Source organism: Vibrio sp. 10N.222.55.C7 (assembly GCF_041473335.1).
GTDB classification, from domain to species: Bacteria; Pseudomonadota; Gammaproteobacteria; order Enterobacterales; family Vibrionaceae; genus Vibrio; species Vibrio crassostreae_C.
This window is the reverse complement of record NZ_JBFRSC010000053.1, coordinates 53,865-75,572: the sequence shown is the minus strand read 5'-3', so window position 1 is coordinate 75,572 and position 21,708 is coordinate 53,865. Positions and strand designations below refer to the sequence as shown.

Annotated in this window: 21 protein-coding genes; 15 read left to right on the top strand and 6 right to left on the bottom strand. The window is 45.0% G+C overall.

Going from position 1 to position 21,708, the window contains the following annotated elements; genetic code table 11:
* The first annotated feature begins 104 nt into the window (after nucleotides 1-104).
* A complete protein-coding gene (locus AB4482_RS18620; RefSeq protein WP_372181412.1) occupies nucleotides 105-695 on the top strand; it encodes a hypothetical protein in 591 nt (196 codons plus the stop codon).
* Between the two features lie 112 nt (nucleotides 696-807).
* Here the strand turns inward: AB4482_RS18620 and AB4482_RS18615 are convergent, their stop codons facing one another.
* The gene (locus AB4482_RS18615) at nucleotides 808-1,686 is read right to left on the bottom strand and encodes a carboxylate/amino acid/amine transporter (RefSeq protein WP_372181410.1); all 879 of its coding nucleotides are present in this window, start codon (nucleotides 1,684-1,686) and stop codon (nucleotides 808-810) included.
* A gap of 52 nt (nucleotides 1,687-1,738) precedes the next feature.
* A complete protein-coding gene (uspA, locus tag AB4482_RS18610; protein ID WP_017060149.1) occupies nucleotides 1,739-2,173 on the bottom strand; it encodes a universal stress protein UspA in 435 nt (144 codons plus the stop codon).
* Nucleotides 2,174-2,360: 187 nt separating this feature from the next.
* Between uspA and ftnA the strand changes: the two genes are divergently transcribed.
* From ftnA to AB4482_RS18595, 3 genes are all read left to right on the top strand, one after another.
* Nucleotides 2,361-2,888 carry a non-heme ferritin gene (gene ftnA / locus AB4482_RS18605; RefSeq protein WP_017066029.1) on the top strand — a complete coding sequence of 176 codons (528 nt, stop codon included), beginning with the start codon at nucleotides 2,361-2,363 and terminating at the stop codon, nucleotides 2,886-2,888.
* 68 nt (nucleotides 2,889-2,956) lie between these two features.
* On the top strand, nucleotides 2,957-3,280 hold the full coding sequence (gene uspB, locus AB4482_RS18600) for a universal stress protein UspB (RefSeq protein ID WP_009848060.1): 324 nt from the start codon (nucleotides 2,957-2,959) through the stop codon (nucleotides 3,278-3,280).
* 250 nt (nucleotides 3,281-3,530) lie between these two features.
* The gene (locus AB4482_RS18595) at nucleotides 3,531-4,724 is read left to right on the top strand and encodes an NAD(P)/FAD-dependent oxidoreductase (protein WP_372181409.1); all 1,194 of its coding nucleotides are present in this window, start codon (nucleotides 3,531-3,533) and stop codon (nucleotides 4,722-4,724) included.
* Between the two features lie 145 nt (nucleotides 4,725-4,869).
* On the opposite strand, the gene AB4482_RS18590 is transcribed toward AB4482_RS18595, so the two are convergent.
* Nucleotides 4,870-5,763, bottom strand: a complete 894-nt coding sequence (locus AB4482_RS18590) for a DMT family transporter (protein ID WP_372181407.1) — start codon at nucleotides 5,761-5,763, stop codon at nucleotides 4,870-4,872.
* A gap of 138 nt (nucleotides 5,764-5,901) precedes the next feature.
* Between AB4482_RS18590 and rmuC the strand changes: the two genes are divergently transcribed.
* The 7 genes from rmuC (at nucleotide 5,902) to tatC (ending at nucleotide 12,237) form a co-directional block, all read left to right on the top strand.
* The gene (gene rmuC / locus AB4482_RS18585) at nucleotides 5,902-7,434 is read left to right on the top strand and encodes a DNA recombination protein RmuC (RefSeq protein ID WP_371721998.1); all 1,533 of its coding nucleotides are present in this window, start codon (nucleotides 5,902-5,904) and stop codon (nucleotides 7,432-7,434) included.
* Nucleotides 7,435-7,499: 65 nt separating this feature from the next.
* Entirely contained in the window at nucleotides 7,500-8,279 is a 780-nt protein-coding gene (gene ubiE / locus AB4482_RS18580; RefSeq protein WP_372181415.1) for a bifunctional demethylmenaquinone methyltransferase/2-methoxy-6-polyprenyl-1,4-benzoquinol methylase UbiE, read from the top strand.
* A 98-nt stretch (nucleotides 8,280-8,377) separates the two neighbouring features.
* Nucleotides 8,378-8,983: an SCP2 domain-containing protein gene (locus tag AB4482_RS18575; RefSeq protein ID WP_017063051.1), complete on the top strand. Its 606-nt coding sequence runs from the start codon at nucleotides 8,378-8,380 to the stop codon at nucleotides 8,981-8,983.
* Nucleotides 8,980-10,614, top strand: coding sequence for a ubiquinone biosynthesis regulatory protein kinase UbiB (gene ubiB / locus AB4482_RS18570; protein ID WP_136977225.1), 1,635 nt, complete (start codon nucleotides 8,980-8,982; stop codon nucleotides 10,612-10,614). The genes AB4482_RS18575 and ubiB overlap by 4 nt, the downstream gene beginning before the upstream one ends.
* Nucleotides 10,615-10,667: 53 nt before the next feature.
* Complete coding sequence (tatA, locus tag AB4482_RS18565; protein WP_017060154.1) at nucleotides 10,668-10,922, top strand: Sec-independent protein translocase subunit TatA; 255 nt, start codon at nucleotides 10,668-10,670, stop codon at nucleotides 10,920-10,922.
* Between the two features lie 3 nt (nucleotides 10,923-10,925).
* A complete protein-coding gene (gene tatB, locus AB4482_RS18560; protein ID WP_017060155.1) occupies nucleotides 10,926-11,333 on the top strand; it encodes a Sec-independent protein translocase protein TatB in 408 nt (135 codons plus the stop codon).
* A 148-nt stretch (nucleotides 11,334-11,481) separates the two neighbouring features.
* A complete protein-coding gene (tatC, locus tag AB4482_RS18555) occupies nucleotides 11,482-12,237 on the top strand; it encodes a twin-arginine translocase subunit TatC (RefSeq protein ID WP_017060156.1) in 756 nt (251 codons plus the stop codon).
* A gap of 289 nt (nucleotides 12,238-12,526) precedes the next feature.
* Here tatC and AB4482_RS18550 read toward each other — a convergent pair whose 3' ends face one another.
* Nucleotides 12,527-13,288, bottom strand: a complete 762-nt coding sequence (locus AB4482_RS18550) for a TatD family hydrolase (RefSeq protein ID WP_017063053.1) — start codon at nucleotides 13,286-13,288, stop codon at nucleotides 12,527-12,529.
* A gap of 208 nt (nucleotides 13,289-13,496) precedes the next feature.
* On the opposite strand from AB4482_RS18550, the gene hemB reads away from it, so the two are divergent.
* The 3 genes from hemB to polA all read left to right on the top strand — a co-directional run bounded on the left by hemB (nucleotide 13,497) and on the right by polA (nucleotide 18,530).
* Nucleotides 13,497-14,540, top strand: coding sequence for a porphobilinogen synthase (gene hemB, locus AB4482_RS18545; RefSeq protein WP_372181405.1), 1,044 nt, complete (start codon nucleotides 13,497-13,499; stop codon nucleotides 14,538-14,540).
* Nucleotides 14,541-14,616: 76 nt separating this feature from the next.
* Nucleotides 14,617-15,051, top strand: coding sequence for a GNAT family N-acetyltransferase (locus tag AB4482_RS18540; RefSeq protein ID WP_017063054.1), 435 nt, complete (start codon nucleotides 14,617-14,619; stop codon nucleotides 15,049-15,051).
* A 680-nt stretch (nucleotides 15,052-15,731) separates the two neighbouring features.
* Entirely contained in the window at nucleotides 15,732-18,530 is a 2,799-nt protein-coding gene (gene polA / locus AB4482_RS18535) for a DNA polymerase I (protein ID WP_017063055.1), read from the top strand.
* Nucleotides 18,531-19,037: 507 nt separating this feature from the next.
* On the opposite strand, the gene AB4482_RS18530 is transcribed toward polA, so the two are convergent.
* Nucleotides 19,038-19,643: a GTP-binding protein gene (locus tag AB4482_RS18530; RefSeq protein WP_102428481.1), complete on the bottom strand. Its 606-nt coding sequence runs from the start codon at nucleotides 19,641-19,643 to the stop codon at nucleotides 19,038-19,040.
* Between the two features lie 218 nt (nucleotides 19,644-19,861).
* The gene (gene yihA / locus AB4482_RS18525; protein ID WP_017060162.1) at nucleotides 19,862-20,521 is read right to left on the bottom strand and encodes a ribosome biogenesis GTP-binding protein YihA/YsxC; all 660 of its coding nucleotides are present in this window, start codon (nucleotides 20,519-20,521) and stop codon (nucleotides 19,862-19,864) included.
* Nucleotides 20,522-20,669: 148 nt separating this feature from the next.
* On the opposite strand from yihA, the gene AB4482_RS18520 reads away from it, so the two are divergent.
* Nucleotides 20,670-21,287, top strand: coding sequence for a cytochrome c (locus tag AB4482_RS18520; RefSeq protein ID WP_012602993.1), 618 nt, complete (start codon nucleotides 20,670-20,672; stop codon nucleotides 21,285-21,287).
* The last annotated feature ends 421 nt before the right edge of the window (nucleotides 21,288-21,708 follow it).

Sequence of the window (21,708 nt, the reverse complement as noted above, 5' to 3'; positions counted from 1 at the left end):
TTCCCGTCATAAATACGATAAATTGCCATTTAACACTTGCGATAGTCGCGTTACAGATGTATATCTAACTAAGAATCATTATTATTCTTAGCTGGAGTTGAAGCATGGCTAAACGCTTTTGTAAGTTAAACCGTCGAGATATCACCGAACACTTGGGCGAGATCCACAGCTTGGTGACTGAACCTAAGTTCGTGTGTCGTTCTTGCGCGCGTTCTTCGGCGGATCAAGCGAATCTATGCAAACCCACCGCAATTCCACCTCTTGGTTGTCAAAACAAACCCGTTGAAGAGAAAGTCGCATGCGGCCTGCTAGCGGAAACATTACCTGCACCAGAACTGTCGCTTGCGGAAATCAACGAGGCAATTGAACCGAGCGTACAAATGTTCGATCCAGCCGCCGCTGATATGGCCCCTGAGCTTGCCAAAAAAGAAGCCGCACAGAAAAAAGCCAAGCTGAAAAAACTGATGGCGAAGGCGAGCGGTGATGAGAAAGCTGAACTCAAACAAGCGAAGAAAGCGGCTAAGAAACAAGAGAAGTACAACAAAAAGCTCGCGAAGATGATTAAGAAGCAGCAAAAGCTGTTTAAGAAAAGCCAAAAACTGGAAAGTGACCTGGAACGCATCAACCTACAACTTGATGACGTTGCCTTCACTGAAAGTAAGACTCAGGTGGTGAGCCACAATCAAATCCACTGAAGTTGATTTGAATGGTTTATTGCTACAGCGATGATTTAAAAAGAGCGACCTTAGGTCGCTCTTTTGCTTTTTGGGGTTATCCGAGCTGACTCATGTAGCTCGTTCAAATCAGCTAAGCGTTGCTTGCGGATCTTGCTACGCGCTTCTTCACCCACGTCTCATTGACGAATAAAGAGAATAAGATAACGGCGCCACCAATAGACAATCGAACCAAATCGACATCTCTGTTCCAAATCAGGATGTTCACCACAAGGCCAGCTGGAACTAAAACATTGTTCATCACAGCCAGTGCGCCAGCGTTCACCATGCACGCGCCTTTATTCCACATAAAGTAACCCAGCCCCGAAGCAATCAAGCCAAGGTAGATCAGGATTCCCCATTGAAGAGTAGTGGTTGGCAGCTTCTCTGGATTGCCCAGTAGCATGAAAGCAACGGAAGCGACGCATAACGCCCCTAAGTAGAAGTAACCAAATACGGTTCGCTGAGGTAATTCAGTCGATTCCTTCTCCATCACCACCTTGTAACTCACCTGACCGATAGCAAAGCACAGGTTCGCGCCTTGCACGACGAGGAAGCCAACTAAAAAGTTCTCATTGATGCCCGCAAATTTAATGAATACCGCGCCCAATACCGCAATTGCCGCAGTCACTAAGTACCACGGAGAGAATTGCCCTTTGAGGAAATCATAAATAAGCGTGACGTAAATTGGGGTAAAAACGGTAAACAAAAGGACTTCAGGAACGGATAGCAGCAAGAAAGACTGATAGTAGAAGCAGTACATTAAGCCAAGCTGGATGCCACCAATGGCCATCAATTTGGCGATCAGCTTACGCGAGACGCCACGGAACTTAAGGAAAGGAAGAAACACGATACCTGCAAGGGCAACACGCATCAGTACAGAGAACCAAGCATCAACCTGACCAGCAAGGTAAACGCCGATCAGGCTAAAGGAGAAGGCCCATAGGAGGGTAACACCAGCTAAATAGCTCATAGTAAAACTTCGTTAATAAGATATGAGCTGTATGTTACCTAACCTTAAATCATTAGTCTTCTGAATCTCTTAGAGGCACGACCAGCATATCAACCGGAGAGGCGTTGATCAGTTGGCGTGTTGAAGAGAGCAGCTTGCTCCAAAAGTCTTGATGGTGGCCACAAACCACGAGATCAACATTGAACTCATTGATGGTGTCACACAGCTCATGACTCAAATCACCACTGCCTACTAGGGTATGGGTGATCGGGTATTGAGCGTGCTCCGCAAAATTTTGCAGCTGAATACGAGATGCTTCCATCGCGTTGTGCTGGGTCTCGGCCATGTTGATATCAATCAGGCCAGTGTAGAGCTCCGCGTAGTTAATATCGATATGGATAAAAGAGACTTTGGCTTCCAATGGCTTTGCCAATGCTACCGCTTTATCCACAATTAATTTGCTGTCTTCTGATAAATCGACTGCGACCAAAATATGTTTGTAACTCATATCGCTACCTCCTTTATTCATTGTCTGATTAAAGATTAGCACTATGCGATGGCTTTTTTTGCTGAAGTGATCTCATATCCACTGTCTTGCGTAGTGATGATTCAAAATTGGTTAACTAATGCTCTGCGAGATATTAATAAAATAGTGATATAGTAGAGAAAATTGAGGATGTAATTAGGAGTCTTAAATGCTGTCAAAAACTATGGTTGAGCAACTGAATGATCAAATTAACCTAGAATTTTTCTCATCCAATCTATACTTACAAATGAGTGCTTGGTGTGAAGACAAAGGATTTGAAGGTGCAGCCGAGTTTCTGCGTGTTCATGCAGTAGAAGAAATGGAGCATATGCAGCGTCTTTTCACTTACGTAAGCGAAACAGGTGCAATGCCAATTCTAGGTGCAATTGAAGCACCAAAACACGAATTCGAAAGCCTTGGCGCAGTGTTCCGTGAAACTTATGAACATGAGCAGATGATTACTGAAAAGATCAACAAACTGGCTCACGTTGCTTTCAGCACACAAGACTACTCAACCTTTAACTTCCTGCAATGGTACGTTGCAGAGCAACACGAAGAAGAGAAGTTGTTTAAAGGTGTATTGGATAAGCTAGAACTTGTTGGTGAAGACGGTAAAGCACTGTTCTTTATTGATAAAGACCTAGCGCAATTGGCAAAAGATGGTTCATCTTCAATTATGGAAGCTCCTGCCGTTTAGGTAGTACGAGAAAGACACTGATTATCTTTTTCTTTTGAGTTTTCTTATGAAGATGTAGGGAGGAAAGGATGATCAGCGGCGACACTATTCTATTTGCACTAATGGTTGTGACTTGCGTGAACTGGGCGCGTTATTTTACTGCGCTAAGAACGCTCATTTATATTATGCGAGAAGCGCATCCTCTACTTTATCAACAAGTAGACGGAGGCGGTTTTTTTACAACCCATGGCAATATGACCAAACAGGTTCGCCTGTTCAGTTACATCAAAAGCAAAGAGTATCACCATCATCATGACGAAGTTTTTACTTCGAAGTGCGATCGTGTAAGACAGTTATTCATACTCTCGTCCGCTCTGTTAGGTGTAACCTTGCTCTCTTCTTTCATCGTCTAAGTTTTTTAGTACGTGTGAAGTAGAGCTTAGGTTTTGGTGTGAAGCTTTGGTTGTTGGTTCGCTAAGCCAAGTAGTGGTTTTGCTGCTGTCTGCAAATTGTACAATTGAACATCAATTGCAAAGTTTAAAATTGCCGCTAAAATAGCGAGCAATTAGTAAGGATGTGCTGTTTATGCACATCCTTTTTTATTGATGGCATTTCGAGAACAGGGTGTACTCGGGCTGCAAAAGTGAAGAAAAGCAGAACCACATGAGTGAAAAATTTGATGTAATCGTAATTGGTGCGGGCGCCGCAGGCTTAATGTGTGCTGCGGAAGCTGGTAAACGTGGCCGACGAGTGCTGGTGGTTGATCATGCAAAGAAACCAGGCAGAAAAATTTTAATCTCAGGTGGCGGTCGTTGTAACTTCACTAACTATGATGTTTCAGCCAACAACTTCCTGTGTAACAACCCTCACTTCGTGAAGTCAGCTTTATCTCAATACACCAACTGGGATTTTATCTCGATGGTGAGCAAGTACGGTATTGAGTTCGAAGAGCGTGATCACGGCCAGTTGTTCTGTGTGAATGACCACACAGCAAAAGATATCGTGAGCATGCTGCTTGACGAGTGTAAGCAGGCGAAAGTCGAACAACGCTACCGTTGTGATGTTCACTCCATCGAAAAAACAGACGCTGGCTTCAAGATGCACCTCAATACCGACGAAGTTGAGTGTGACTCACTGGTTGTGGCGACAGGTGGTTTGTCGATGCCTAAGCTGGGCGCAACGCCATTTGGCTACAAGATTGCCGAGCAATTTGGTTTGTCTGTGATGCCAACTACCGCAGGCTTAGTACCATTTACTCTGCATAAAGAAGATAAAGAAGATTTCGCTGAGCTTTCAGGAATCGCGATTCCTGCTGAGATCACCGCGCAAGACGGAACCTTGTTCAAAGAAGCGTTGTTGTTTACTCACCGCGGCCTATCGGGTCCTTCAGTTCTGCAAATTTCTTCGTTCTGGAAAGCGGGTCAGTCGGTTTCGATTAATCTAGTACCAGAAGTGGATGTGGCTGAGTTGCTGGCTAACTCTCGCGAGAAGCACCCAAATCAGAGCCTGAAAAATACCTTGGCAAAAGCACTACCAAAGCGTTTTGTGGAAGTGCTGATTGATCGTAAAGAACTGGAAGACAAGCCGCTCAAGCAGTTCAATGAAAAACAGCTGAATGACATCGCAGAGTATCTAGAAAACTGGAAAATTGCGCCAAACGGCACCGAAGGCTACCGAACGGCCGAAGTAACTCTAGGCGGCGTAGACACCAATCACCTATCGTCAAAAACCATGGAATGTAAGAGCGTGTCTGGCCTCTATTTCGTTGGTGAAGTGATGGATGTAACCGGTTGGTTAGGCGGCTATAATTTCCAATGGTGTTGGAGTTCTGGCTTTGCAGCAGGTCAGTGGGTTTAAGCTTTTAGCTTACTTACTAGATTTTAAATTATATAAAAATGGCGAGTCATACGACTCGCCATTTTTGTATCTAGCATCGTGTTCTAGTTCTAAATTCGACTTTATCGATAGCTTTTCGTGCTCAATTGGATCTTTTAGCGCTTATTTACGCAGCTTTGCTTCTTGAAAACTTGATCTGTTGAATCACCAAGCCAGCAATGATCAGTACCAAACCAAACAGTGTTGCAGGGTGAATCTCTTCACCTATGATGGTTGAAAGTAGCATCAGTGAAATAAACGGTGACGCAAAAATCAGGTTGCTGATACGCGCCGTATTGTTGGTTAGCTTGAGTGCTGATAACCATAATACAAAGGTAATGCCCATCTCGAACAGACCAACGTAAGTCACCGCCATCCAACCCTTCGCCGTAATTTGGCTAAAGCTTTCGCCCTCAAAAAGGGTTAAACCGATCGCGAAAGGTAATGCCACTAAGAAACCAAGCAGTACGCCAACCACTGGGTCAGCCTTGTTTTTGGTGTTGAGAATCCAATATCCAGCCCAAAGCAGAGTAGAAAGCAGCGCCAGTGCCACACCGAGTGGGCTATCGAACTGCATGCCTAACACATCGCCTTTGGTGGCAATAACTACCACACCCGCATAGCTGAAGGTACACGCAATCCAATCTTGCTTACGAATCTTTTGCCCCAGAAAAACCGCCGCCATTAAGGTTAGCGTGATAGCCCAGCTGTAGTTGATGGCTTGAGCTTGAGAAGCGGGCAGCAGGTCGTAGGCTTTGAATAGAATCAGGTAATAAGCCAATGGGTTAACCAAGCCGAGCAGCAGGTAATACCAAGGGTTTGAAAGGAACGTTGTACTCAGCTGAGAGAGCTTACCTTGAAAGGCGCAGACTGCGATCAGCGCAATCGACGACACAATGCTAGCGATAGTCAGCATTTGAATAGGTGAAAACTCAGCAAGGGTCAGCTTAAAAGCAGTAGCGACCGTTGACCACAGCAGTACTGCGGAAAGGCCAAAGCCCAAGGCACGACGTTCGTTCATGGCAACTCATTCTAATTTGATGGGACAGAATACGGAGCGCCTAGTCTATCTGTCGAATTTTAATACGGCAAACTGGACATTTATCCAGTATCAAAATACCATTTAATGAGTTATTTCCAATTAGGCTAAATCATTATCATGCAATGGATTATCGAACATCAGGCAACGCTTATTGCTGCAATTTCTGGCGCGCTCGTCAGCGGCGGTGTCGTGGGTTGGTGGATTAAACAGAAGCTCTCTTTTCAGCAGCGATTGCTCGAGCAGCAGCTAGAGTCCGATCGTTTGTTGCATGAATCTCAGCAAGCTCAGCTCAAATCATCACTCGCAGAGGCGCAACAAGAGCTCGATGAGTTAGATGATGACCGAGACAAAGCGGCATTCGAGCTCAAGCAGGCGCACGGTAAGGTGATGGCTGCAATGGAAAAACTGCGCTACTTTGAGGCGGTAAAGCAAGAGCGCCAGCAGTACGCTGATGAGATCAATGTGCTTAAAGATCATAAGTCTGAATTAGAAGCCGAGCTGCGCGAGCAAGAAGCAAGGCATGACCAAGAAAACCTCGCCAATAGCGAAAAGCTGCAGTTGCTAGAGCAAGCTGAATCACGACTTAAGCAGCAGTTTGAATTGTTAGCGAACCAACTGTTTGAAACCAAAACCGCCAAGGTCGATCAGCAGAATAAGCAGAGCCTAGAAGGTTTGTTGTCTCCACTAAGAGAGCAGTTGGAAGGCTTTAAGAAACAAGTGAACGACAGCTTCAGCCAAGAAGCCAAAGAGCGTCATACTTTGGTGCATGAGCTTAAAAACCTGCAGCGTCTTAATGAGAGTATGACGCGTGAAGCGGTGAACCTGACTCAAGCGCTAAAGGGTGACAACAAACAACAAGGTAACTGGGGCGAGGTGGTGCTGGCTCGCGTGCTTGCTGAATCAGGACTGCGCGAAGGCCACGAATACCAAACGCAAGTGAACCTGCAAAACGATGCGGGCAAGCGTTATCAACCGGATGTGATTGTGCATCTGCCACAAGATAAGCAAGTGGTGGTCGATTCCAAAATGGCGTTGGTGGCATTTGAACGCTACTTCAATGCCGAAACCGACCAGCAGCGTGATGCTGCATTGCGTGATCACTTGGTGTCGTTAAGAGCGCACATCAAAGGTTTGAGCCAGAAAGATTATCATCAGCTCAAAGGCATCCAAAGCTTGGATTACGTGTTGATGTTTATCCCGGTTGAGCCAGCATTCCAAGTCGCTATTCAAGCCGACCCTAGCTTGGTGAAAGACGCGATGGAGCAAAATATCATCTTGGTCAGCCCAACGACCTTGCTGGTGGCACTGCGTACCATTGATAACCTGTGGCGTAATGAAAGACAGAACCAGAACGCACAGGTTATCGCAGAGCGTGCAAGTAAGCTTTACGACAAACTGCGCTTGTTTGTGGATGATATGGAAGGCCTTGGTAGCTCGTTAGATAGAGCCAACCAAAGCTATCAAGGTGCGATGAATAAGCTAGTAACAGGCCGTGGCAACGTGATTCGTCAGGCCGAAAGCTTCAAGCAATTGGGTGTTGAAGTGAAGAAACCGATCTCGATTGGTTTGGCTGAAATGGCGCAAAATGAGGCTTTTTCAGAAAATGCCTCCTTAGTAGAAAGACAACCTGCTGAGGATAAAGTAAACTAATCGGCCGCAGCGCCTCTAAACACAAAGAGCGCTGTCGATGAGAACTTACCATGGTAGATAACAGCATTATGGACACAAGCGTGCAGACAAATTCAGCAGTAGAGTCAGAAACCACACACTTTGGTTTCGAAACAGTCGCAAAAGACGAAAAAGTCGCGAAAGTAGCAGAGGTATTTCACTCTGTAGCCGCTAAATACGACATCATGAATGACTTAATGTCGGGTGGTGTTCACCGCTTGTGGAAGCGATTCACGATTGATTGCAGTGGCGTTCGCCCTGGTCAGCATATCCTAGATCTTGGTGGTGGTACTGGCGACCTTACTGCGAAATTCTCGCGTATCGTTGGTGAAAAAGGCCACGTGGTTCTTGCTGATATCAACAACTCAATGCTGAATGTTGGCCGTGATAAGCTGCGTGATAGCGGCATTGTTGGCAACGTACACTACGTACAAGCGAACGCTGAAGAGTTGCCATTCCCAGATAACTACTTCGATTGCATTACGATCAGCTTCTGTCTGCGTAACGTAACCGATAAAGACCAAGCGCTGCGTTCTATGTACCGCGTACTTAAGCCGGGTGGCCGTCTGTTGGTTCTTGAGTTTTCTAAGCCAGTGCTTGAGCCACTATCAAAGGTTTACGATGCCTACTCTTTCCACCTGTTGCCAAAAATGGGTGAGCTGATTGCCAACGACGCAGACAGCTATCGTTACCTTGCAGAATCAATCCGCATGCACCCTAACCAAGAAACCTTGGAAGGCATGATGCAAGACGCGGGTTTCGAGAATACTAAATACTTCAACCTAACGGGCGGCATTGTTGCGCTGCACCGCGGTTACAAGTTCTAGTCGAACTTGGTAGTAGGCTCTTAGGGCGTGCTAAACAATAAGAATAAAGACAGAACGGATAGGTTAAGGCTTATCCGTTTTCAAAGGTAAGGACAGTCATGCCATTTGATCCATTGGTCACCGCAGTTATTGAAACCTCTTTAAATACTTTCGTGAACGATGATCCAGCCTTGGTTCGTCGTTTGTCTCGTTTAAAGGGGCAGATCATTCAAGTTAATTTGAAAGAGTTGAATAAAACACTCACTTTCGTTTTCAGCCAACAAATTGATGTGTTGTCGGAATATGAAGGGCAGCCTGATTGCTACCTATCTTTGAACCTATCGGTATTACCGGAATTGCGTGAGCAATCGAACATCACCAAGCTGATCAAGCAAGATAAGTTGATCTTAGAGGGTGATATTCAACTGGCTCAGAAATTTGCTCAACTGATGACAGACTGCAAGCCTGATTTGGAAGAGTGGTTATCGCGTGTGACGGGTGATGTGGTTGCGCATACCTTGGTGCAAGGCGTTAAAAACGTCGGTGGCTTTGTAGCAAAACAGGCGACTAAGCATCAAAACCATGTTGCTCAAGTTCTGACTGAAGAGTGGAAGATCGCACCAGCACCGTTAGAAGTCGCGCATTTTTGCGACCAAGTTGATGACGTAAAAAGCTCCGCTGCTCGTCTTGAAGCTAAGTTGAACGCTCTGTTGGAGAAAGCATGACCCCAGCAGAACTGAAACGTCTTTATCATATTATCAAGGTACAGTTGGAATACGGCCTTGATGAGTTGATGCCGGAACACCAACTGACTAAAGCTCCTTTGTTGGCGCGAAAGTCACTGTTTTGGCTTAAGAACAAGCATCAAGATAAAGAGTTGGGTCATCGCTTGCGCCTTGCGCTGCAAGAACTTGGTCCAGTGTGGATCAAGTTTGGACAGATGATGTCGACACGTCGTGATCTGTTCCCTCCTCATATCGCCGATCAGTTGGCGTTGTTGCAAGACCAAGTTGCGCCGTTTGATGGTCAACTGGCGAAGCAAGATATGGAAAAGGCGTTGGGTGGCTGTTTAGACAACTGGTTTACCGACTTTGATATCGAGCCACTGGCTTCTGCTTCTATCGCTCAGGTGCATACCGCAAAGCTTAAAGAGAGCGGTCGCGAGATTGTTCTGAAGGTCATTCGACCTGATATTCGCCCGGTGATTGACGCAGATCTAAAACTGATGCACCGAATGGCGCGTATAGTCGCTAAGTCGCTTCCTGAAGCACGTCGTTTGAAACCGGTTGAAGTGGTTCACGAGTACGAGAAAACGTTACTTGATGAACTCGACCTGCGCCGTGAGGCGGCCAATGCCATTCAACTGCGACGTAATTTTGAAGGCAGTGAAGAGCTGTATGTTCCAGAGGTTATCCCTGATCTAAGCAGCGAAACCCTGATGGTGTCAGAGCGAATCTATGGTATTCAAGTCTCCGATATTGAGACGCTAGAAGCCAACGGCACCAACATGAAATTGCTCGCGGAACGCGGTGTGACGGTATTCTTCACCCAAGTATTCCGAGATAGCTTTTTCCATGCAGACATGCACCCGGGCAACGTATTTGTTAACCCAGAGAATCCAGATAACCCTCAGTGGATTGGTTTGGATTGTGGCATTGTCGGCACGCTCAACAGCGAAGATAAGCGCTATTTAGCAGAGAACTTGTTGGCTTTCTTCAATCGAGATTACCGTAAAGTTGCCGAGCTGCACGTGGATTCGGGGTGGGTGCCACACGACACCAACGTCAATGATTTTGAGTTCGCGATCCGTATGGTGTGTGAGCCAATCTTTGCAAAACCACTTGGCGAGATCTCATTTGGCCATGTGTTGCTAAACTTATTTAATACAGCAAGACGTTTCAACATGGAGGTTCAGCCTCAGTTGGTACTTCTACAGAAGACCTTGTTGTATGTCGAAGGCCTAGGCCGTCAGCTGTATCCGCAACTTGATTTGTGGGCAACGGCGAAGCCTTTCCTTGAAACCTGGATGATGAATCAGGTGGGGCCGCAAGCTGTGATCAACGCAGTAAAAGAGCGTGCGCCATTCTGGGCAGAAAAACTGCCAGAGCTGCCAGAGCTACTTTATGACAGCTTGCGCCAAGGTAAAGCGATGAACCACAGAATGGATCAGCTTTATCAAGGTTACCGAGATAGTAAGCGTCAGCAAGCAACTGGAAAGTTTTTGTTTGGCGTTGGAGCCACTTTAGTCGTATGCTCCGCAATATTAGTTTCAAGCCCTTATGAGCAGCTATCTATGGGCTGTGGCATCGCAGGTGTCACATTTTGGTTGCTTAGTTGGCGAGCTTACCGTCGTTAGACAGTAGACTCTCTTAATATTTTTATGTGTAGACAGACCCGAGGACAATGACAATGGGTGGTATCAGTATTTGGCAACTTCTAATCATTGCTGTAATTGTAATTTTGCTATTCGGAACAAAGAAACTGCGCGGTATGGGTGGTGACTTAGGTTCAGCGGTTAAAGGCTTCAAAAAAGCGATGAGCGATGAAGACAAGCCTGCAGATAAGAAAGATGCAGACTTCGAACCAAAGAATATTGAACAGCAGAAGACAGAAGCTCACGCTGAAACAACTGCTGAAACAAAGAAAGACAAAGAGCAGGCGTAAATCGTGTTTGATATCGGTTTTTGGGAACTGGTATTAATATCTGTCGTTGGGTTAGTGGTTTTAGGGCCTGAGCGTTTGCCCGTGGCGATTCGCAGTATTTCCAAGTTTGTTGGACAAGCGAAAAGCATGGCAAACAGTGTGAAAGATGAACTTTCTCATGAGCTTAAGGTGCAAGAGCTGCAAGAAAACCTACGCAAGGCGGAAAAAATGGGTATGGAAGATTTATCTCCAGACCTTAAAGCGTCAGTCGATGAACTCAAGCAGGCCGCTGCTGAGGTTCAACGTCCGTATGCTAAGCCTGAGTCTGATAAGCCAAGTGAGACTAAACCTAGTGTCATGGAAACTGTGGAATCTGAAACCATTCAGGTCAACAGCGAAGCTTCAGCACCGTCAGATAAGAAAGCCGAATAGTCTCGCAAGGAGGAGTCGCCGGATACTTGATTCGCTAGATGTTTAAATAGATATCTATTCAAGTAAATAACTATTCAAGTGGATACCAATTCAACTGGATAGATACACGCGCGGCTCCTTTTCGATCTTCCTGTTTAAGAGGTTTGACATGTCTTCGACTGAGCAGACACAGCCTTTAATTAGCCACCTTCTAGAACTACGTAATCGCCTACTACGTGCGATTGTCGCGGTGCTAGTGATATTTGTCGGGCTAATTTATTTTGCTAATGATATTTATGAATTCGTATCAGCACCTTTGGTAGATCGTCTACCGGAAGGGGCGACGATGATCGCAACCGATGTTGCATCGCCATTTTTCACACCGCTGAAATTAACCTTGATCGCGTCTATATTCCTCGCGGTTCCGTTTATTTTGTATCAGGTGTGGGCTTTTGTTGCTCCGGGTTTATACAAGCATGAAAAACGCTTGATCATGCCGCTATTGGCTTCAAGTTCATTGCTGTTTTACTGTGGTGTGGCGTTCGCTTACTTTATTGTATTCCCGTTGGTATTTGGCTTTTTTACGGCCATATCATTAGGGGGAGTAGAGTTCGCAACCGACATCTCAAGCTATCTTGATTTTGTACTCGCGCTGTTCTTTGCTTTTGGTATTGCCTTTGAAGTGCCTGTTGCGATTATCTTGTTGTGTTGGACGGGGGCAACAACGCCTCAATCTCTGTCTGAAAAGCGTCCTTACATTGTGGTGGGTGCTTTCATCATCGGTATGATGCTGACACCACCAGATATGATCTCGCAAACACTGTTGGCGATTCCAATGTGTATTCTGTTTGAGATTGGTCTGTTTTTCGCACGCTTTTATACGCGTAAGCCAGATGCGGATGAAGAGGAAGAAGCTGAATCTTGATTCGGAATGCTTCAGTAAAAATCACATAATAAAAAAGCGGCCTAGGGCCGCTTTTTTTATTATGTCTGTTTATCGAATCTTTAACTGATAGCCACAGTTCTGACATATATAGAGCTCTTTGATGCCCAAAATTTTATGCCATAGGGTTCGATGTTGACGTTGTAAGTGTTGTGAATGGTCACACATAATCAACTACCTCTATATGCAGGTGGTTGATACTATACATGTCACTTAGCTTTCTCAAATAAATTCAGGAAAAATCCGTAATAATTACTTATTAATAGATTTGTCATAAATTAAACAATGCCTTAGCATTTTTGGTGGTTATGTTTTCGACTTCTTCAAGGGTAATTCCGCGTAATTCGGCGATGCGTTTTGCTACTAATTCTGTGTAGGCTGGTTCATTGCGTTTACCGCGATTCGGTGTTGGTGCCAAGTATGGGCAATCTGTCTCTAGAATGACGTAATCCATATCGAGATGTGGGATCACCTTGTCCATCCCAGAGTTCTTAAAGGTCGAAACGCCGCCTAAACCTAAATGAAAGCCTAGCTCGTTGATCGCTTGAGCTTCCTCTAAGCTGCTACCAAAGCAGTGGAATACCCCGCGTAAGCTGCCATCTTGTTCTTTACGAAGTAGGGCAAGTGTCTCTTCAATGGAATCACGAGTGTGGATCACCACAGGTAGATCAAGCTCCTTTGCCCACTGCAGTTGAGTCACAAACGCCATCTCTTGTTCAGCCTTGAAGGTTTTATCCCAGTACAAGTCGATACCAATCTCACCCACGGCGATAAAGTCATGCTTATCAAACCAAGCTCGAATGGTTTTGAGGGTTTGCTCGATATTCGCATCCACATAACAAGGGTGTAAGCCCATCATTGAACGGCACACATCAGGAAACTGCGCTTCCGTTGCTAACATTGGTTCGATAGATTCTAAATCGATGTTCGGCAATAGAATGGTATCAATCCCTTGAGCCAGTGCGCGCTGCACAACTTGTTCGCGGTCTTCATCGAATTCACTAGCGTAAATATGAGCATGGGTGTCGATCATTGTTTTGTCCTGAAAGCGGTCTTTACTGAGTTGTCATGAGTATACGGCAGTGTGAGGAGAAGGTCATTTTTTGCCATTTATCCCTATTTTTGAGTGGGTTTCATATTTTACTGCTAGCGTCCTGAGCCATCAGTGATATGCTTTTGCCTGTATTTAGCACTTTTCATATCTAAGTATTTCGGTGCTTAGACTAGGCAAGGAGAATCTAGTGTCTGTTTCAATTCAAGGTCAATTCCCAGGTCGCCGTATGCGCCGTATGCGTAAGCACGACTTTAGCCGTCGCCTAATGGCAGAAAATCAATTGTCTGTGGATGATCTAATCTACCCAATGTTTATCCTGATGGGTAAAGACCGCCGCGAGCCTGTCGAGTCAATGCCAGGTGTTGAACGCTTGTCGATCGACTACATGCTTGAGGAAGCAGATTACCTGTCAAAGCTGGGTGTTCCTGCGATTGCTCTATTTCCAGTCGTGAACCAAGATGCTAAAAGTTTATGCGCAGCTGAAGCTCATAACTCAGAAGGTTTGGTGCAGCGCGCTGTACGTTTACTAAAAGAGCATGTGCCAAACATTGGCGTTATTACTGACGTAGCACTAGACCCGTTCACCACTCACGGCCAAGACGGCATCATCGATGAAGATGGTTACGTGATGAATGACGAGACGACTGAAGTCTTGATCAAGCAAGCATTATCACACGCTGAAGCGGGTGCTGACGTAGTTGCCCCATCGGATATGATGGATGGTCGCATTGGTAAGATCCGTGAAGCGTTAGAAGAAGCGGGCCATATTCATACTCAGATTATGGCGTACTCTGCAAAATATGCATCGTGCTACTACGGCCCATTCCGTGATGCAGTTGGCAGTGCTTCGAACCTGAAAGGTGGTAACAAGAAGAACTACCAGATGGATCCAGCCAACAGCGATGAAGCGATTCATGAAGTCGCGATGGATCTTAATGAAGGTGCGGACATGGTGATGGTGAAACCAGGCATGCCTTACCTTGATATTGTTCGTCGTGTTAAGCACGAACTGCAAGCGCCTACGTTTGCTTACCAAGTATCTGGTGAATACGCGATGCACAAAGCGGCGATTCAAAACGGCTGGCTGAAAGAGCGCGAAACCGTCATGGAATCACTGTTGTGCTTTAAGCGTGCTGGCGCTGATGGCATTCTTACTTACTTCGCTAAAGATGTCGCAGAGTGGCTTGCTGAAGATAACTCACAAGCTGCTGAGCATTTAAAAGAAAAGTAACCGTGTAGATCTCACTTAAGTGATCAGTAAAGGGTTGGCCATTGTGCCAGCCCTTTCGTTTATAAGGATGAATAAGATGTCAGTTGTCGTACGTGAAGGTTCTTTAGAAGAAGTGGTGTCTGTGGTCGAGCAGATCTCTGAGTTCGCTAAAAAAGAGAGTGTCGCTTCTCTGTCAGAGCGGCTGGCAGGGAAAAAGAGCCTTATCTTAGTGGCTGAAGAAGCTGGCGTGTTGCTTGGCTTTAAGATCGGCTATGAATTGGATCAAGATACTTTTTACAGCTGGTTTGGTGGCGTGTCACCGCTCGCGAGGAACAAAGGCGTTGCACAGGCGCAATTAGACGTTCAGGAACAGTGGGCGAAAGAGCAGGGCTACAGACAGTTAAAGGTTAAGTCTCGTAACCAGTTCCCTGCAATGTTGCGCCTGTTATTGAGAAACGGTTACCTAATCGAAAGATTTGAAGAAAAAGAAGACATTAATGACCATAGAATCCATTTTTTGAAGCAAATTTAAGCACTGCTGTTAACGGTTTATAAATCAAATGAGATTTATTATCATTTAATTGTTGACTATTAAATGAGAATCATTATTATTAACTTCGTCTTAGGGAATGAGGAAATGTTCACAAGGATGTTAAGTACTCAAGTATCTACTTGGTTACCCAACAGAATTCTCGCGAACTTGTACTAAGTTCTTTTTGACACGACATTGCTCACATTGCTTCCAGTGTAATTTATAGCTTTTAGGTAAAGCTGTGGTATTCAATTTGAATGGCTTTACCGGTTTTTGCTAGGCGACATCTTCGGGTGTCGCTTTTTTTTATACCTACCATTTCAACAAGATGCATATTTAGTGGCACGTATTTTTATGAATAAAACGCCATCAGCATTCTTTTCCACAACGCAAGATCGAGAAAAGATCGTTGATCATCTGTTCGATCTATAAAATTATTCTTTATTTTCAGTTGTTTATTGGTGTTTTTTGAGTTGTTCACCGTAGTTCTCAACAGGGTGGATAAATAATATAAACAGAGTTATCCACAGAACGCTTGCGTCTAAGAACAAAAAATAACAACAAATCGATTATAACGAACACAACCGAGTGAACGGATACAGATCGACAACGTGGAATCCAACCAACAGACGTGGCATTCTTAACAGATAATTTCTGTACTTACTGGATACACAAACATTATGGCTCGTATTCCTGATAATCCATTGATTCTGATCGATGGCTCTTCTTACCTATATCGCGCGTTTCATGCTTACCCTGGCACCATGAGCAATGGTGATATCCCGACTAACGCGGTTTACGGTGTAGTTAACATGCTGCGCAGCATGATGCGTCAATTTGCTTCTGATCGTATTGCGGTTATTTTTGATGCAAAAGGAAAGACGTTCCGTGATGACATGTACCCAGAGTACAAGGCTAATCGTCCACCTATGCCGGATGATCTACGTTGTCAGATCGAACCTTTGCACAACGTGATTCGCGCAATGGGTCTACCACTTATCTCGATCCCAGGCGTTGAAGCGGATGATGTGATTGGTACGCTAGCTTCTCAAGCATCTAAAGCGGGCATGCCGGTTTTGATCAGTACTGGCGATAAAGATATGGCGCAGCTGGTTGATGACAACGTTACTTTGATCAACACCATGACCAACGTGGTTATGGATCGCGAAGGCGTGATAGAGAAGTTTGGCATCCCACCTGAGCTGATTATCGACTACCTTGCACTGATGGGCGATAAAGTGGATAACATTCCTGGCGTTCCAGGTGTTGGTGACAAAACAGCAACTGCTCTACTACAAGGCATTGGTAGCATCGAAAAGCTGTATCAAAACCTGGATGATATTGCCGCTCTTGGCTTCCGTGGTTCAAAAACCATGGCTAAGAAGCTGATTGATAATAAAGACAACGCTGAGATGTCTTACGAGCTTGCAACGATCAAACTGGACGTCGAGTTAGAAGAGACACCTGAGTCGCTTGTAAAAGCACAACCAAATACGGATGAGCTGATTAAGCTATACGGTCAACTGGTCTTCAAATCTTGGTTGAACGAGCTACTGGAAGGCGGCAGCGGTGTGGTTGAGGCGGATGAAAAGTCGGGTGCTGTGCGTAGCAGCACGGCATCAACCACTTCTACCGTAGAAATGAACACCTCTGCAGTGACGATTGATCGCAGCAACTACGAAACCATCTTAGATGAAGCCTCTTTTAATGCGTGGCTAGAGAAACTGAAAGCGTCAGAGGTGTTTGCCTTTGATACTGAAACAGACAGCTTGGACTACATGGTGGCTAACCTTGTTGGTCTATCATTCGCAACCGAAGAAGGCGTTGCCGCTTACGTACCGGTTGCCCATGATTACCTAGATGCACCTCAACAACTCGACCGTGATTGGGTACTTGAACAGCTTAAGCCGATTCTTGAAGATGACGCACAGGCTAAAGTCGGTCAAAACCTGAAGTACGATATGAGCGTTTTAGCGCGCTACGGTATCGAGATGAAAGGCATCAAGCACGACACCATGCTAGCGTCTTATGTTTTTAATAGCGTTGGCGGCAAGCATGATATGGATAGCCTAGCGCTGCGTTTCCTTCAGCACAGCTGCATCTCATTTGAGCAAATCGCAGGTAAAGGTAAGAAGCAGCTTACTTTCAACCAGATTGAGCTGGGAGAAGCGTCTCCATACGCAGCAGAAGATGCTGACGTGACACTACGTCTTCATAACCGTTTGATGGAAAACATTGAGCAAGATGAAAAGCTAAAAGCCATCTATGAAGAAATCGAAGTACCACTGATCCCTGTAATGTCTCGCATTGAACGTACCGGCGTATTCATCGATGACATGTTGCTGGGCGCTCAATCGCAAGAGATTGCGGTTCGATTGGATGAGCTAGAACAGAAAGCCTACGAGATTGCAGAGCAAGAGTTCAACATGAACTCGCCAAAACAGCTGCAAGCGATCCTGTTTGAGAAAATGGGTCTGCCTGTTATCAAGAAAACGCCATCAGGTGCACCTTCAACCAACGAAGAAGTGCTGCAAGAGTTGGCTCTTGATTACCCGCTACCTAAGCTGATCATTGAGTATCGTGGCCTTGCGAAACTAAAGTCGACCTACACAGATAAACTACCGAAGATGATCAACGCTGAAACGGGTCGTGTTCATACGTCTTATCACCAAGCGGTGACAGCAACGGGTCGATTGTCTTCAACAGATCCAAACCTGCAGAACATCCCAATTCGTAATGAAGAAGGCCGTCGTATCCGCCAAGCATTCGTTGCACAACATGGTTGGAAGATTCTAGCGGTCGATTACTCTCAAATTGAATTGCGTATCATGGCGCACCTTTCGGGTGATAAAGCGCTTCTGGAAGCATTCCAACAAGGCAAAGATATCCACGCGGCAACGGCTGCTGAGATCATTGGTGTTGATATTGAGAGTGTGACCACTGAACAACGTCGTCGTGCTAAAGCCGTTAACTTCGGTCTTATCTACGGTATGAGTGCCTTTGGCTTGGCTAAGCAACTGGGTATTCCTCGTGGCGAAGCACAGCACTACATGGACACTTACTTCGAGCGTTACCCTGGCGTAATGCAGTATATGGAAGACACGCGCAGTGCTGCTTCAGAGCAAGGCTTCGTTGAAACCATTTACGGTCGTCGACTGCACCTTCCTGAGATTCAATCTCGTAATGGCATGCGTCGTAAAGCTGCTGAACGCGCGGCGATCAATGCGCCAATGCAAGGCACAGCAGCGGACATCATTAAGAAAGCGATGTTGTTGGTGGATGAGTGGATTCAAGCGGAAGGCGATGGTCGTGTAAAACTGCTTATGCAGGTACACGATGAATTGGTGTTTGAAGTGGAAGAGTCATCTTTAGCCGAAATTGAAAGTAAAGTACAAGAATTGATGGAATCCGCTGCAGAGCTAGAAGTGCCGCTTGTCGCGGAAGCTGGCCACGGTGACAACTGGGATCAAGCCCACTAATCAGTTTTTGACCTTAATAAGCAAATTAGTATGAGCCAGTGCACAAACACTGGCTTTTTTTTGTCTCAAATAAAGTTAAGTCGTAATAAGAATTTAGGTGTTTTAATAAAACATTCATGAAAAAAAACTACAAAAGTTGTTTTCATTTCTGAGCAATTGTTGTACATTAAATCTCGTAGGGTACAGAGGTAAGATGTTCTATCTTTCAGACCTTTTGTTTCACGTTATTGGATTAGGCTGATTCAGCCGCCCTAGTCAGTATTTGACTGGGGCGTTTTTTCTTGTGCGAAAGAAAAATATTTCCAACCTATCATTCCCCCGTAAAACCTCTCATTTTTAGTGCCTTTTATTACACTTTCTCAAGCACAGTGATAAACCCCTGATTTGCCTTAGATCTGAAATTCGATCAGCTTTTGGTAATTTAAATCCGTCTCTAAGTCGATTGTTTTATCACTTGAAATAACTTTTATTTTACAAGTTATCGATAAAGGATTGATGGATCACGCCTTATTTATCAGTGTATTGAGTCGGTGAATGCTCAATGTAATCCATGATTTTCTGTTGTTTCTCGGTGCTGTATTTCAGTGCTTCGGCGGTGATCTGGATGGATTGCGCCATCGAAGAGATATTGTTGGTCGCTTTTACCAAGGTTTGCTGCATGGGTTTCAGGATAAGCAGATAGATAGCGGTCAAAGCGATAATAATGACGGCGATAACGGCCGCCAGCGCAATGATGATCTTGGTCTGAATATCATCCAACAGCATTTGACTGGTTTGTTTAAAGGCGAGTCGAGATTGGTCTAAGGCTTGTGGCAGTTGATTGAGTGATGTCTTGGTGGAGCTCGCAAGCTTATTGATACTTTCAACCGTTTGATTGAGGGCTTGTTGCTGGTCGTCGCTTAGGTTGGGGTTGTTGACTATCGCTTGCAAAGATTGCGATATCACCTCAAGAGACTCACTCGCGTCTTGGGCGTACTTTTCCATGCCATCGAGGTCTAAGGTCATATCGACATTGATCAGTGGGGCTTGTTCTTGTTCTTGTTCTGCTTCAGAGGCAAACCCTGTCAGTGAGACCAACATAAGTGCAATGATGGCCAATGGTGTTTTCCACATGAGTATTCCTTTCTCATTGTTCTGATTATTTAGATGTGTCTTTTAGTATGGTTCACTTCTATTGGTTTTAGTGGCTAAATCCGATTTTTAACACTAAAAACTTATGCTTAACTCACTCATTTTTGGGCAAAAAAATACCCCACCTATATAAGGAGGGGCATTGATAAGGCTAAATCACGTGTTGTAAGTGCTCTAACCTATAGCGATAAGTAGAGGAACTACTCTGAGTCGTTGTGCTCTTCGTCTGCTAACTCATCAATGATTTGATCAGCAAGCGCAGGCGCAAACCACTCATCCATCTTGGCACGCAGTTGGTCAACGCCGATGCCCTTCATTGAAGAGAAGACATCAACCGCAACATCACCACCGAAAGATTTTGCATCGTTACGGATTTTCAGTAGCTGTGCTTTACGCGCACCACTTTTCAGTTTGTCTGCTTTTGTTAACAAAACCTGTACTGGGATGCGGCTATCGATAGCCCAGTAGATCATTTGTTGGTCAAGGTCTTTCATTGGGTGACGGATATCCATCAATACCACTAAACCTTTCAGGCTTTCACGTCGTTGTAGGTATTCACCTAGCGACTTCTGCCATTTTTTCTTCATCTCAAGTGGTACTTGAGCAAAGCCATATCCAGGTAAATCGACGATATGACAACCGTCCGTTACCTTAAATAGGTTGATTAGCTGAGTTCGACCGGGTGTTTTACTGGTTTTCGCCAAGCTTTTTTGGTTTGTAACGCGATTTAGCGCGCTAGATTTACCAGCATTGGAGCGTCCTGCAAACGCAATTTCGATCCCTTCGTCTTCTGGTAAATGACGAATATCAGGTGCACTGGTAATGAAATGCGTGTTTTGATAATGAATTTTTACGCTCACTGTTAACTCCATCTCGACTTTGTGTAGTCGATTGATTACTTTTTTGTGAATTTGTGTAAAATAACCGTGCTCGGCATAAGGTCGCCTATTGTACCATGAGTGGCAACATAGAGTGGTACTGGAAGCTTGATAATTATAATGGAATGTCATGAAGAAATTAGCGCTAATTTTGAGTCTTTTAGCCAGCTGCTCAGTATGGGCTCAAGGTAGTATTGAAGCTGGTAAAGCCAAATCACAAACATGTGTTGCCTGCCACGGTGCTGACGGCAACAGCCTGATCACTCAGTACCCTAAGCTGGCTGGTCAACATGAGAAGTATCTAGAGAAGCAGTTAAAAGAGCTTAAGCTAGGTATGACAAGTGGTGGTAAGCAAGGTCGTTACGAACCTGTAATGGGTGCAATGGCGATGCCTTTATCTGAAGAAGATATGGCTGACCTAGCGGCATACTACGCCTCTCTACCTATCTCTAGTAACTCTACTCCTGAAAATGTAGTAGATGAAGGTAAGGTTCTTTACACAGCGGGTAACGCAGAACGCGGCGTAACGGCGTGTATTGCTTGTCATGGCCCTCGTGGTAATGGTACCGAACTTTCTGGTTTCCCTAAGATTTCAGGTCAGCACGCAGATTACATCAAGGCTCAACTTGAAAAATTCCGCGATGGTGACCGTAATAACGACATGAATGCGATGATGCGTGATGTAGCTAAAAAGTTAACAGACGCTGATATTGATACCTTATCGAAGTACGTTGGTGGTTTACACTAATTTGTCGGTTTCTTGCTCTTAGCCAGAGTAAAGGAATGTACGTTCGAGCGAGATTGAAGAGACGCCCCGATCAGTAATGGTCGGGGCGTTTTCTTTTGTATTGGTTTTATTAATGCGTTTTGTGTTTATGTCTGATTTATCAATGTGTGATCGATTTGTGTACAAAAGTGTGAAGTCGCACTCTTGTAGTCTTTTTGTAACACGGTAAAGTAACCGCCATCAGCTAGGAGCTGACTTAGATATGGATGATCATCTAGTCTAACGGTATAGACAGAAATGGATCAGGCTAGGACAGCCCAGCAACAAGGTGTTAGAAAAGGATAGCCAAAACTCATCAGGACGATGAACAACAAACAAATTTGGCATGGAAAGCACCAATAACAAATGGAGATTTGTGTACCAAGTTGAGTATGCAAATTTT